The organism is Thalassolituus oleivorans MIL-1, assembly GCF_000355675.1.
In the GTDB taxonomy this organism is placed as follows: Bacteria; Pseudomonadota; Gammaproteobacteria; order Pseudomonadales; family Oceanobacteraceae; genus Thalassolituus; species Thalassolituus oleivorans.
The window spans coordinates 2,658,225-2,672,171 of sequence record NC_020888.1; the positions used below are offsets into that span (position 1 = coordinate 2,658,225).

The window sequence follows — 13,947 nt, forward strand, 5'->3', positions numbered from 1 at the left end:
ACGGCGCGCGATGCGAGCGGCTAAAACAACCCGCTAAACGTATTGCAAACAATTCGCATTAACTGTATATTGGTAATCATTCTCATATGGAGTGGGTACTAGAAATGTACGTATGTCTATGTAAAGCAGTAACACAGAAGCAAATTGAAGATGCTGTCGAACAAGGTGACGGCTACGCGCAAGTGCGCCAAAAGCTTGGTGTTGCTAGCGATTGCGGCTGTTGTGGACAGATGGCAAAGAAAGTCATCCGCGAGCATCTGCAAAAGATGCCGGAATGTGAGTTTTCTGCAGCGGGGTGATTGGTTATCAGTAACGCTCGCTACGCGTGTATGAGCGAAACTTGTTCGCGAGGTTGTTCGCGGATGAGATCCGCTCCTACATGCGACGAATGCTCTGTACTGTAAGAGCGAAACTTTTTCGCGAGGTTGTTCGCGGATGAGATCCGCTCCTACATGCGACGAATGCTCTGTACTGTAAGAGCGAAACTTTTTCGCGAGGTTGTTCGCGGATGAGATCCGCTCCTACATACGACGAATGCTCTGTACTGTAAGAGCGAAACTTTTTCGCGAGGTTGTTCGCGGATGAGATCCGCTCCTACATGCGGCGAATGCTCTGTACTGTAAGAGCGAAACTTTTTCGCGAGGTTGTTCGTGGATGAAATCCGCTCCTACATGCGGCGAATGCTCTGTACTGTAAGAGCGAAACTTTTTCGCGAGGTAGTTCGCGGATGAGATCCGCTCCTACGAATAGGCACAGCGTCAAATACTTCAATCACCTACTTCTTCGAATTATTCATCGCTTCAAACTGCTGGGTAAGATAATCCAACGTGGTATTAATCGTTTGAATAATTGCATCATTGTAAGCGAACTGAGATTTCAAACGCGTTTCTTGTGCCGAAATCCTAGCTTCAAGCTTAGCGCGATCTTCATCAATCACGGCTAAATCATCTTCTAATGAATTCTGCTTTCCGGTCAGTAAACCATCTCTTGAATTCAAGAACCCATCCAAAATCGTTTTTAGCTGATCACCGAAACCCGAGATATAAGTAAGGCTTCCGCGCGCACCAACAGCACCACCGGTCACTTTGATACGTAAACCCGACGCATCATCCACTGCACCACTGGCTTCTTTACCGCGTTCACCATCGCCGATACCTCGGGTAAAACCAAATACATTCGAGGCTTCACCCGATATATCTGATATTTCAACCGAAGAATCGGAGCCGGTAGTATTAGAAATAATACCGAACTTATTATTAGCAAAAGACGTTGGATCATCGGTGAACTCGACTTTTACTGATAGACCTTCATCTTTAAATGCGCTGGTTTCATTAATCGCAGTCTGTAATGCACTGGCCATGGCACTGCCCGAGATATAAGTCGCAGGCTGATTGAGTGATACTTCAGCTTCAACACCATCGATTTTAATTTTGAAGGTGTTATTGGTTGCATCTAATGTAACCGGAGTCGAAAAGTCGGCTGCTTCTGCGCCGATATAAAAACCCGGCGAAGCTTTAACGTTACCATCGACAGCGCGTAAAAACTGACCCGATCCCGAAGCTTCAACACCATTAATCTTACCGGCAACATCCTTACCCTTTGGTGCGGTAGGTGAGTAAACGCTCACATCTTGTAAACCCATGAAGGCTATAGCATCAGCATCTAGTTCAGTAAAACCGATTTTAGTACCTTCACCACCAATTTGAATTGAGAAAGAACCTGTGTCATTTTCAACGTCATAATTATAATTAACAACGGGATCTAAATCGTAGCCAAAGGTACGGCTCTGAGAAATACCGACACCATCGTAGCCATTACTAACCGTCTCGGTACTGATACCTAAACTTGTCGCAGCAGTGCCACCCAAATTACTAATACTCAAGGTTGCGCCCGAACCAAAAGTACCGGCCGTTTTAACACCGTCTTTACTGTTACTCTCAAAATATAATTGGCCGCTATCATCAACCGCCGCGGTTATATCACCAGCGGCAAATTGACCACTGGCAACCAATGCGGCATCAACCGCTTGTTGAATGACTGTTAAATTCGACTGCGCATCATTGCTTCCCGAAGTGCCATCGCCGTTCACATCAACCGCAAGATCAACACCATCAAGATTTAAGGTGAAGGTCGCATTTTGCGCAGGCTGGCTAAAATCGAAGCCCGTAGATATATCGGCAAAACTACTGCTTTTCGCGCCGCTGCCATCACTCACAACTTCAATAAATTCGTTATGCCCTGTCGCAACCGAGCTTAACTTCAAACCAGTACCATCAAGCGCAGCAGTAACAACACCGGCACCAAATGCCGTGTCTAGCGCAGCTTGAATATCAACAATATTATCGCCCGAGTCGGTATTAATCAGCACATCTTGCTCAACACCCGATACATTCAGACGAAAGCCTGCATTAGTGGTGGGGAAATCAATATTGGTACTTAGATCTCGCGTACCTGTCGACGTTTCTGCGCCTTTCACTACACCCGCAAAATTGACGTCAGCACCAAGCGTAGCGGCTAATTGCGTTTGAATTTCGGCGGCTAAGTCATTACCCGTTAAATAAGTACCCGCAGTAATAGAAACAAAGGTATCGCTTTCAATCCCATCCACTTGAACTTTAAAATTCACGGCCGCCGGAAATTCTAAGCCAGGGTCTTTACCATTTGCCTGAACACCTTGGGTGCCATCTAACCCCAGAATAGTGTCTGAAGTCGTTGCACCGATACCGGTAATTTCAATCGATTTTGCTGCGCCAACGCCTGAAGTTTCGAATTGCAAATAGCCATTATCATCAAATGAGGCAACCACCTGACCATTCAACGCCGTCGCATCAATCGCGGTTTGGATTGATTGCAAAGTATCTTTGCGATCGCCAAAGGTACCGTCGCCATTTAAATCAACACCTAGCGAACTTAGAGAGACATTAACTGCAACTGGCCCACCGCCGTCGACATTTAATGAGAAGGTGGCATTATTAGTCGCGAAATCAACGCCTTTATTGGCATCAACCGGACGCGTGCCAATCTGAGTACTCGCTCCCTGGCCTAAAAAGGCATCGGCATTCAGCGTGGTTAAATTGATGCCTTCATAAGTACCACTACCGAGTGTACTAAAGCCTAAGGTGTTAGCAGTATTTCCGCTAACCGAGGTGATAAACACCTGAGAGTCCGCGCCGTATTTATTCGATGTAATCGCAAAGTTTTTATTCGTCGCACTGTAATCCACAGACACGGAATAGGCGGATTTAACTAAGGTTGAATCACTATTAATCTGTAACGCTATTTCGCGTGCAAGATCTTCACCAGTGGCATAGTCACCGCTGGTTAAAGTAACGCTAGCATTCTTACCATTAACATTAATTCCAAAGCTATTATTGCTCTCGTCAATGGTTACTGGCGAAGCAAAATCTAATAAAGCTAATTTACCCGATTCGTATTTAGCCTGAGTCGCTACTTGAGTAATCTCAACATCATAGGTACCCGGCTTAGAATTAATCGAATCGTTTACATAGGTAATTTGGCCATCCGTCGTTGACCCCGACTTAGCTAGAATACTCACAATGGATGAACGTTCAGCCGTCATTGCGGTTTTAAATATGGACTGATCAAATTCTAACAAGAAGTTATTGTTCTTGTCGGTATTCACACCCAGCTCAGTTAACGAGCGATACGCCGTGCCGGTTAAGCCTTCAATCGGCTGCGAAATCATCGCGCGAATTTGATTTTGAATGGTGCGCATGGTCGAATCGCCTAACAGTAAACCGGCTTGCTGTTTATCAGCATCGTAGCTCGATAAGTCATCGGCAAACTGCTTCAACTCATTATACGAATCAACAAAACGCTGAATATTCTCAGCCAATGTATCCGAATCAGCTTCAACCGTTACGTTAACAGTATTACCAACATCAGCGCCTTTCAGATTAATCGTAACGCCTTTAATTACTTCGTTAATGGCATTACTGCTGCGCGTGATGGTCAGACCATTAACACTGATCTGTGCGTCCTCACCTTTGCTGGTTTGCTCTAAGTTACCCGAACCATTTTGCTGTTCGTTAAAGGCTAAAGCAGACAAGCCAGAATTAAGTAAGTTACCGCTACTGTCTTTAGCCACAATGCGCATGGCATTTTCTTCACCGGTGGCGGTGGAACTCATTAACAAGCGATAGCCATTACCATCATTAATGATTGAAGCGCTAACGCCCATATTGGCGTTATTGATGGCGTCGCGAATACCACTTAAGGTACGGTTCGATTCGTCGATCACTAGCGTTTTACTTGGCGTCGAGGTATTAGCTGTTTGGCTAACGAAATCACCATTGGTGTCGTAGGTGATATCACCAAAACTAAAGGTTAACGACCCAGTACCCACCACCTCATCAAAGCTAGTGTAAGTGCCCGTCGCCAACGAATGCGACTTCGCCGTATTTAATACGTCAATATTGTATGAACCAGGGTCAGCCAAGCTGGATGTCGTGACCGTTAATAAATCTTCATTAGATGAGGTGGCCTTTGTCGCGCCAGCTTCACTTGGGCTCGCCAAGGTATTAACCGAAGCCTGCATAGTCGACATCAACGACTTAATTTCGCCATAAGCAGTGATTTTCGCTTCCACTAACTCCTGACGATTATTCAGCCGTAACTCTCCGCCCTCTTTCTCAGCGGTGATGATTTTATCAACCAGATCCGTGGTCAGTACCCCTGAACCCAGTCCGAGTGACTCAATCGATGCCATGTCTCACCTCAACGCCTTATCAGGCTGTTAAAACACTGTCTGCTAAAAGTAGCAGGCAAAAAAAAACCTACATTGTCCTTATCGGCCAATGCAGGTTTTTCTGTAGAGCTGTTTACTCTACCGTTACACTTGCGCACTGAATAACAAAGATGGTTCCTCATCATTCAATTTCTGCGCCAGCTCTAGTGCTAGTTCGCCGGGGATCTGCCGAATCAACTCAGAAGATGCCCTGTCGTACACACTAATCACTGTTCTACCGCTAGCTTCATCCAATTTAAAGTCCAAAGTACGCTCGGTTTGCTGAACATATTCATTAATCCGAGAGACTGCTTCCTTCACTTGATCGTTGCTTACAACACTTAGCTCTGAAGTCGCTTGTGGCAATTCTTTGCCGCCTTCTTTACCGCTGTAGGCGGTAATCGCTTCTTCTTGGCTTCGTTTACCATTAATAGATGGTGTAGTTGCTTTATTAGCACTATCCATCGAATTCATTCTCAGCTCATTCATAACTCACCTCACTGGTATCAGAGTCAGCTCGGGTAAGCCCTAAGGCCTACCCTATTCCGTCTATTAACCCAGTAGAGACAGAACTTGCTGGCCAGCTGCGTTAGCCTGAGCTAGAACCGAAATACCGGCCTGCTGAAGCACCTGAGTACGAGATAGCTCTGCGGTTTCTGCCGCGAAGTCAGCATCTTGGATTCGAGAGTTCGCTGAGTTCAAGTTCTCAGAGGTAACTTGAAGGTTGCTTACTGTTGATTCCAAGCGGTTCTGAATCGCACCGAGATCCGCACGTTGGCTAGCGACCTGGCCAATGGCGTTGTCGATTGCAGTGATTGCAGACGTTGCACCTTCGAAGGTAGAGATGTCGATATCAGATAGGAACTGACCATCTTCACCACCACCGTAAGTACCAGTCTTCAAGCCCAGAGCATCCAACTCGCCATTACCGTTAGCGCCACCTTCTAGCGTGAATTCACTCGCAGAAGACAGTTTCACAGTACCGTAAGTGGTTTCATAAGCCGCACCTTCAGCAGATACCGCACCACCAGCAGAAGCTGCGCCGAAAGTCGCCTCACCGATACCATCAACCGCAGCATCCAAGCCCATCACCGCACCAATTGAAGCATCCGCACCTGACTTATCGTCAATCGCGATCGAAACGTTACGACCATCCGCTGCAGTCAAGGTTAACGACACACCGTTGTCTGTCGCGGTAATACCTGTCTTACCTGCGTTCTGGTTGATCAAGTTCAACGCATCGGCACGAGCACGGTCACTATCTAACGTGCCAGAGCCATCGTTCTGTAAGGTTACAGTACCCACTTCAACACCGTTGATGTAGATGCCCGCTTGATCACCTTCTTCGAACTGAGTGAGATCAACGTTAGTTCCGTCACCACCAACCACTTCGGTAGCATTGACTTCAGCAGTCACACCGGTTTCAGCAGAAACCTTATTGATTGCCGCAGCAACTGCAATGGCAGACTGTGATTTCTCAGAAGACAAGATCTTAGAGCCATCTGAAGATACAGTAGCAGATGCTTTATCAGAACCTACATCAGCTGCACCAATGGTCACACCGTTAACTAACAAGTCACCATCTTGCAGACCGTTAACACCGGTATAGTCAGAAGAAGCTGAACTACCACTGTATAGTTCACCACCTACATCAGGGTCAGCTAGTGCAACAGTGACATCCTGACCATCTTCAGAGAAGAACTTCAATTCACCGGATAGATTCTTGCTTACAGAGCTAGCAAATTCATCAGTACCGGCAACATAAGCACCACTGGCGTCTGTATCTAGAGCAACACCACGACCTTGCGCATCAGTTTGAATCGTTACTTCAGTAGCAGAGAAGTTACGAATCTGCAGAGCTAGATTACCGTCAGCATCCAAAGACGCTGACACGTCGATGTTTTGTGCAGAGAAATCAGTTTTATTGATGTCGTCTGCCAACGTCGCTAGATCACCCGCAGCGCCAGAAACACTGACACTCACACCGGCAATTAATAACTGATCACCAGACTCAAGTGTTGAATCAACGGCTGACAGATTGATCTCTTCGTACGCTTTAACACCGTTATCGGCAACGTTAATTGCGTTAGCGATATCAGCAACTGTAGAGTTAGCAGCGATTGTTGAAGTCACTGGAGCAGCATCACCAACAGTCACACTCAACTGATTCTCACCAGAAGTAGACAGAGCCGCAGAGCCATCGGTAGAGATTGTCGCTGAACCATCGGCGAACAACTCACCGTTAGATGCACCGCCCGCTTCAGTACCGGTAATGCTCACGCTGTTAGCAGGAGTCGATGCAGAAAACTCTAGGCTACCTTGCAAAGTCAACGCAGTGTTAGTAACGGATATAGCACCAGCTGAGTCTGTAGCTGTCAGACTAGTCGTACCAGCATCACTCACGATGGTTTGACCTGTGCCCGACTGAGTATCATCTAACACAGTGATATTGATACTGGCTTTATCGAAACTTAGCTCAGCAGTAACCGTTACACCGGCGGTATAACCAGTAGAAGAGTTAATAGACTCGGCTAGGGCAGTTAAACGATCTGCAGTCGCGGTAGGACCAGTGAAGCTATCAGAAGACGCTAAGGCGATCGTCGCACCAGCGAACGTCAAAGAACCAGCGGTGCTAGCCGCAGTCGCATAATCACTTACCGAGAATTCAATGCGTTCTGATACGTCTACACCTGATACGCCATCTAAGGTCGCAGCTGCTTGAGCCGTTGTTTGACCCGCCGCTACCTGTGCAGTATTCACCGTACCCGCGTCGTCTACTGCAAATTCAGTAGCAGCAGTAGTGGTTTCTGCCGTAGCAATCAAACGATTAGCAAAACTACCGCCGCTGAATGCAGCTGTAGTGTCATCCGTACGCTCGACAGCATTCGTCAAAGAACCACCAGAGATAGTAGAAGCAACACTGCTATCAGTAACTTTCGCTGATACAGAAGACGCTACTGCTCGATCATAAGAACCAGCAGTTAAACCAGCATTCGCCAAATCACCACGGCCAGTACCGTTACCACCAGAAATGTCGATAGACTTTTGATCACCATCAGCAATCAGAGTGTAACCGCCTTCGTAAGTGTTGCTGTAAACGGTACCTGAACCACCGTTGTCCGCACCACCTGCCAAGCCAGTCGCAGAAGCAAATGTATCTGCAGTGATAGAGCTTAAATCAGCAGTATCAAAGGTCAAAGTAATGTTACGACCGTCATCTGCAACTAGGTTGACACCCGTTGATGCAGAATCCGTATCAACTGCTTTTACGCCCGTTTGATCGGATACAGCGTTAATCGCTTGAGAGATCGCAGCACGAGTCTGTGCGGCATCCGTTGTAGTCGAGAAAGAAATATCGACGCCGTTCAGAGTGAAAGTACCTGAACCGGCTACCGCCGACATCTCGCTACCGCCAGCAACGTTTTGGTTAACCTGAGCGGTTACACCAGTTTCGCTGCTGTAGCGGTTGATGGCTTCAGCTTTAGAAATTGCAGAAGCAGAGTTATTGGCAACAGACGAAGTATCGTCTTCTGCACGAGAGGCTGCGATGGCTACACCGTTGATCACTAAATCGCCGTTTTCTAAGGCGTTATCAGTACCGCGAGCACTTAAACCAGACTGAGAAGAAGAACCCAGCTTATTAGAAGTCAACTCAGCGATAGAAACGTCTACGGTTTGACCCGCGTTAGCGCCAACTTGGAAAGTAGCAGAGAAAGAACCATCCAACAGTTTACGACCGTTGAAGTCAGTCTCTTCAGAAGTACGAGTGATCTCAGCTACTAGCTGATCAACTTCCGCCTGTAGTGCGTCACGGTCGACGTCAGAGTTCGTCGCGTTAGCAGACTGAACCGCCAATTCACGAACACGCTGTAAGTTTTCGTTGATTGAACCCAACGCACCTTCAGCTGTTTGCGCTAGAGCGATACCGTCACCCGCGTTACGAACCGCAACGTTCAGACCTTTAATCTGAGAGGTAAAACGAGTAGAAATCGCTAAGCCCGCCGCGTCATCTTTTGCGCTGTTAATACGCAGACCAGAAGAAAGACGTTGCAGAGCCTGTTGGTTAGAGGACTGTGATTTGTCCAAGTTACGTTGAGCGTTCAACGAGGCAATGTTGGTATTAATAATTTGTGGCATGGTAGTTCTCCTGTACCTGCTTAAGGAGCCGGCATCTATATCAGATGCTATTCGTGCTCCACCAGACTTTGTCATAGGGGTTAACGGCGCAATATTTAGGTTCTTTAGATATTTTTTTTAGAAGATTGCAGCGAAGGTATGACAGGTACGACGAGGAGTATTATTAGGGGTTACAAATCTTTGATTTTTAAGGAAAAGTTTTTTTGACGCAGAGAGAAATTAAGTCTAAAAATTATTGTTACAGATTGTGTAGGAGCGATTCAACGAACGTTTTTTGTTCGTAGTCGCGATTAATAATCGGCACTGCTCGCTTCGCTCCCTGAGTACCTCCTACAACCTCCTACAGCTACCTGACTACTTCCTACCGGCAGAGCCTTTTCACTTGGTTCCACGGCAGGCGCGTGCAGAGGGTGTTGCGGAGGTTATTTTTCACAGCAAAATCGTATAAATACTTGCGAGTATTGTGATTAGAACTCGCAATGCGGTTAACAGCCCAGGTTTGCTGGTCTGGTGTGAGTTTGTGCCAAGATAGGATAACAATCTCTAAGGTATTACGATCAATGCCACGTTCGTTCGGCGCAAGAGTCATTAACGTATTAATACGCGCTTGAAGCACTTCAGCAGGCGAACCTAGCAAATATTCAACATCGAGTGCCCCCACATGATAATAAGGCCACAACGGACGTTCTTCTTGGGCCGCTTGCCAATGCACTAATGCTTGCTGCAAATCCTCTTGCCACTCGTCTTGCCCTTTTAATAAAGCACGAGCACGCAAAAATCTTGCTAATGCAGCATCAACTTCGGGATTATTAAAATTCAGTGAATTAGCTAATTGCAGATAGGCATTATCGTCTAGCGTCACTTCTTGGTCGGAACCAATCGCCAATAGCGTTGATACCAAACCAAGATGCGCCGCCAATAAAGCAGGTACTAACAGCAACCACCACGACTGGCGAACCAGTCGTGAACCTAGGCTAGCTTTGTTCTGTGGTTGTGTAGCCATAACCGTCGTAATATCCCGAGTAGTGACCGCCGTAGCGAGCTTCTTTCTCAACGTCCATTTGATTCAGCAACACACCCAAGATACGAGCGTTCGAGTCACGCAAACGCGCAATGCCCGATGTAATCAATTTATCTTTGGTCTCATCGGCTTTAACTACGTACACCACACCATCAACCAGTGTCGATAGATAGGTCGCGTCACTTACCGCATGTGTCGGTGCAGAGTCGATAATAATGCGGTCATAACGGCCTTTCAGTGTTTCTAGCAAAGCACTGAAGTTTTTCGACGCCAACAACTCTAACGGATTTGGTGGGATTGGCCCCGCCGGAATCACATCAATACCAAGATCAGCTACATGGTGAATACAATCATCCAACGTCTCAGGGTAGGCAACAGCGTTCGATAAACCACGGCTATTTGGCGGCATATTCAGCTTACGGGCAACCGTAGGACGACGCATATCGGCATCGATTAAAACAACTTTTTCCATCTGACCAAAAGCTTCCGCCAAGTTGGTCGATGTTGTTGTTTTACCTTCGCCCGGAACAGACGACGTGAACAGCATTACCTGAGCCTTATTTTCTAAACTGGCCAAGGTCAAACTGGTACGCAAAGTACGAATCGATTCTTGGAAGCCATGATCCGATCCCTCGACAAAGGCCCGCACTAAAGTTGCATCCAATTTATTAGGATCAATTTTCTTATTGCGCTTACCGCTAGCAATTAACGGCACAATACCCAATAACGATACGCCTAATTTACGATCAACATCTTCAGCATTTTTTACCGTCGCATCTAACGCATCCAACAAGAACGCCAATGCAATACCAAACATCGCACTCACTACCAACGCCAAAGCCACAATCAGCTTTTTATTCGGTTTAATTGGCTCTTTTGGTAATACTGCAGGATCAATAACACGCGCGTTTGCAGTTTGCAGATCACCAGTTACTGAAGTTTCCGAAATACGATTAAAGAAGGTCTCATACAAACCACGATTAGCACGTACCTCACGCACATAATCATTTAATTCAAATTCGGTACGGTTCATATCGCGAATACGTGCCTTCGTGCTATTTAAGGCACTCTGCAATGAATTCTCTTTCGACTTAGCGACCAAGAAATCATTTTCAATACCGTTAGCAATACGCTTCATTTGCGTAAATACAGAATCACGAACCGCATCTAAATCCGATTGCGCCGCAATCATACGCGGATGCAAAGGCCCATAACGCTTCGAAAGCTCCGATACTTTTAATTCAGCATTGGTTTCGTTTTCGCGCAGTTTAACCACCAAAGGATTATTTAAAATCGACGGTAAGCTGCTTAACGATTCGTAGGTTTGCTCAGCCAAAGACTGCAACTGACGATACGTACCTTCCAATTCTAAACGACGGCTACGCGCATCAATTAAACGCTCCGTAATTTGATCGGTTTCTTTCGCAACTAAGGTATTAACACCTTCAATATCGACCAGATCATTCTGTTCGCGATACGTTTGTAATTTGCGCTCTGACTCAGACAATTTATCTTTCAAACCACCCAAACGATCCGACAACCACACAGCCGCTTGCTGAGTTAACCCCACACGCGCTTCCATCTGGCTTTCGATATAACCCTCAGCCACAGCGTTTGCCGCTGTGTAGGCTAATTCAGGAGATTGACTCTCGACCGAAATCTTAACCAACTGCGTTTTACGAACCGGTTCAATGGAAATTGCTTGCCAAAAATTCTCGATGGTTTTGGCTAACACTTCGTCTGCTGTTGGCGGCTCTTTGGCACCCAAAATAAATTCACGTAACGAAAAAGACTTACCGTTCGCTTCGTGATACGGGTTAAATTCTGGGTTGTCCACCAAGCCAAGCTGCAGCACAACACGCTTGGCTAACTCGCGAGATTTTAGAATTTCAAATTGGGTTAAAAAATATTCAGAAGACTGACCCGACAAGCCGTACACTTCTTCAATCGAAAGAATCTTAGCTTCTTCCGATTCAATCAATAAAGTCGCGGTTGCGCGGTAAATCGGGGTCATCACTAAAGCAACTAACACCGCAATAATGGTGGCAATTACGCTTAGGGCCATGATTTTGCGCGTCTGACGACGAATCACATGCCAATAATGGGTTAAATCAATTACTTCTACTGCGGCAGCATTATTCATTAAATTCGCTCTGCTCTTATCCATTTAGCTTAATCGTCAGAAGAAGCTCTGCTCAACTGTGATCACATCACCGGGCTGAACGACATCAAACAATTTGATCGAGTCTTTGGCAGCACGCCCATCGGAGTCTTTATGATTAGGCTTAGTCGCCGAATCATCATGCATAACATAAATACGGCTTTTAGAAGCACGCTCAGTAAAACCACCCGCAATAGAAATCGCTTTATCAACGGTTAAGCCTGGGTGAAAAGCATAACTGCCTGGTTTTTCGACTTCGCCAGTGACATAAAAAGGACGGTATTCAAGAATAGATACGGTCACACTAGGATCGAGTAAATAAGGGCCTTTTAAACCGCTTACTAACTTCATTTCAAGCTCTTTAGGGCTTAAACCTGCAACGCGTACATCACCCAATAAAGGGTAAGAAATATCACCAGAAAGACCAATACGAACTTCCTGACTAAGGTCGGGTTCATCGTAAACACTGATGGTAATTAAATCGCCAGCTCCAAGCCGGTATGAATTATCCTCAGCAAATGAGGAAAAAGAACACAACACAATAAACAGCAGGCTAACTAAGCGCAGCATGAACACTTCCCGTTGACTCAAACTTCAAAAACCAAAACGGCCTGACTTGGCAGGCCGTTCGGAAGGCGCTTAGCAATTAGATTGCGACAGCAAAACCTAACATGATGATTTGACGGTCGTAGTCTAAATCAGCAATGTTTGAATTACGGCTTTCATCTTTCAATGACGCTTTGATATCCAAAATTTTGCTTGGAGAGAACACACCAGTCACACCATAGCTAACAACTTCATCTTCACGGCCAGCAGTATCATCAACATATTCGTCATTAGACAAAGAGGCATCTAATACAACAGACATAAATGGAGAAAACTCATGATCCCAGCTTACTAAGCTGTACTGAGACGCAATGTAAGTACCAGGGCCGCTAGTTTCGTTAGCTGTTTGTTGAGTTAAGAAAGTAACGGTTGAGTAAGAACGTGGGTTCCAAGTCAACTGAGCTTCCCAAGCAAAACGAGTGTCATCTTCAACGGCTGAATCGTCGAAAGAACGCTTCAAAGCACCTAACTTAACTTCACCAGTGGTTTTACCAGTAATGTCCCAGCTAGCACCAGCCAACAGGTTCATTAAGTTACCTTCACGAGCGGCTGCAGTTGCTGAATCTTCTTCATAGCTGATGTTAGTAGAGCGAACTTCAACCAAAGCTTTAGTTGCAGAGCTTACGTTAACAGTCAACAAAGTACCCAACTTAACCTTAGAGTGGTTACGATCAGTCGTAGGAGAAGGTAAGTTTTGATTGTTTGTGTAATGCTTGCTGTAGTACTCAGCGTATGGCTTAACATTCAGCATGGCTGAATCGCTACCATAGATGTACGCCGCACCAACAACCTTTTCGTCGTATGTATCAGGCTCAGTCGCGATAGCAGCGTTACCTTCAGCAGTACCTGAACCGCGGTCATCGTGAACGATGTTGTAGTTAAGATTGAAGTCTACTTCGCTACGTGAAGTAAGTTCAGATTTAGAAGACGCAGACAAACGGTGATCAACATAGTTGTCATCGTTATCGTAAGTGTACATACCCTTTTCAGCAGCATAACCAGCCGTCAACTGAGTTGCGCCTAGGTCAGCTTGAATACCGAAAGATGGCTTCAAACGAGTAACCGTAGAATCAACTTTAGTTGCATCTGGTAGCTTGTAGATGTTGCTGTCATCACTAACAGTCAACTCAAACCCCGGTAAAAATGTAACACCACTTCCCAAATCAATACCATTTGGTTCAACTGCATAAGCTGAAGAACTTACTGCTGCAATAGCAGCGCACAAAGGTAGCTTCCAGGCTTTCATAGACTTCCCCTAATACCTGTAAATAAAAA

Annotated in this window: 8 protein-coding genes; 1 reads left to right on the forward strand and 7 read right to left on the reverse strand. The window is 46.0% G+C overall.

What is annotated here, in order from left to right:
- The first annotated feature begins 104 nt into the window (after positions 1–104).
- The gene (locus tag TOL_RS12215) at positions 105–299 is read left to right on the forward strand and encodes a (2Fe-2S)-binding protein (RefSeq protein ID WP_025265041.1); all 195 of its coding nucleotides are present in this window, start codon (positions 105–107) and stop codon (positions 297–299) included.
- A gap of 476 nt (positions 300–775) precedes the next feature.
- On the opposite strand, the gene fliD is transcribed toward TOL_RS12215, so the two are convergent.
- From fliD to TOL_RS12250, 7 genes are all read right to left on the reverse strand, one after another.
- Positions 776–4,729 carry a flagellar filament capping protein FliD gene (gene fliD / locus TOL_RS12220; RefSeq protein ID WP_015487645.1) on the reverse strand — a complete coding sequence of 1,318 codons (3,954 nt, stop codon included), beginning with the start codon at positions 4,727–4,729 and terminating at the stop codon, positions 776–778.
- A gap of 123 nt (positions 4,730–4,852) precedes the next feature.
- Entirely contained in the window at positions 4,853–5,236 is a 384-nt protein-coding gene (locus TOL_RS18440) for a flagellar protein FlaG (RefSeq protein ID WP_025265039.1), read from the reverse strand.
- A 63-nt stretch (positions 5,237–5,299) separates the two neighbouring features.
- A complete protein-coding gene (locus TOL_RS18445) occupies positions 5,300–8,884 on the reverse strand; it encodes a flagellin N-terminal helical domain-containing protein (RefSeq protein WP_015487647.1) in 3,585 nt (1,194 codons plus the stop codon).
- A gap of 361 nt (positions 8,885–9,245) precedes the next feature.
- Positions 9,246–9,887, reverse strand: coding sequence for a hypothetical protein (locus TOL_RS12235; RefSeq protein ID WP_015487648.1), 642 nt, complete (start codon positions 9,885–9,887; stop codon positions 9,246–9,248).
- Positions 9,859–12,072 (reverse strand): GumC family protein, encoded by a 2,214-nt coding sequence (locus tag TOL_RS12240; protein ID WP_081601136.1) that lies wholly within the window; start codon positions 12,070–12,072, stop codon positions 9,859–9,861. The genes TOL_RS12235 and TOL_RS12240 overlap by 29 nt, the downstream gene beginning before the upstream one ends.
- A 12-nt stretch (positions 12,073–12,084) precedes the next feature.
- Entirely contained in the window at positions 12,085–12,636 is a 552-nt protein-coding gene (locus TOL_RS12245; RefSeq protein WP_015487650.1) for a polysaccharide biosynthesis/export family protein, read from the reverse strand.
- 76 nt (positions 12,637–12,712) lie between these two features.
- Entirely contained in the window at positions 12,713–13,918 is a 1,206-nt protein-coding gene (locus TOL_RS12250; protein WP_015487651.1) for an outer membrane beta-barrel protein, read from the reverse strand.
- Between the last annotated feature and the right edge of the window lie 29 nt (positions 13,919–13,947).

What these genes read in the sequence shown, in the direction of transcription:
- TOL_RS12215 (WP_025265041.1), top strand. Translation starts at nt 105, where the DNA reads ATGTACGTATGTCTATGTAAAGCAGTAACACAGAAGCAAATTGAAGAT.
- fliD (WP_015487645.1), bottom strand. Translation starts at nt 4,729, where the DNA reads ATGGCATCGATTGAGTCACTCGGACTGGGTTCAGGGGTACTGACCACG.
- TOL_RS18440 (WP_025265039.1), bottom strand. Translation starts at nt 5,236, where the DNA reads ATGAATGAGCTGAGAATGAATTCGATGGATAGTGCTAATAAAGCAACT.
- TOL_RS18445 (WP_015487647.1), bottom strand. Translation starts at nt 8,884, where the DNA reads ATGCCACAAATTATTAATACCAACATTGCCTCGTTGAACGCTCAACGT.
- TOL_RS12235 (WP_015487648.1), bottom strand. Translation starts at nt 9,887, where the DNA reads ATGGCTACACAACCACAGAACAAAGCTAGCCTAGGTTCACGACTGGTT.
- TOL_RS12240 (WP_081601136.1), bottom strand. Translation starts at nt 12,072, where the DNA reads ATGGATAAGAGCAGAGCGAATTTAATGAATAATGCTGCCGCAGTAGAA.
- TOL_RS12245 (WP_015487650.1), bottom strand. Translation starts at nt 12,636, where the DNA reads ATGCTGCGCTTAGTTAGCCTGCTGTTTATTGTGTTGTGTTCTTTTTCC.
- TOL_RS12250 (WP_015487651.1), bottom strand. Translation starts at nt 13,918, where the DNA reads ATGAAAGCCTGGAAGCTACCTTTGTGCGCTGCTATTGCAGCAGTAAGT.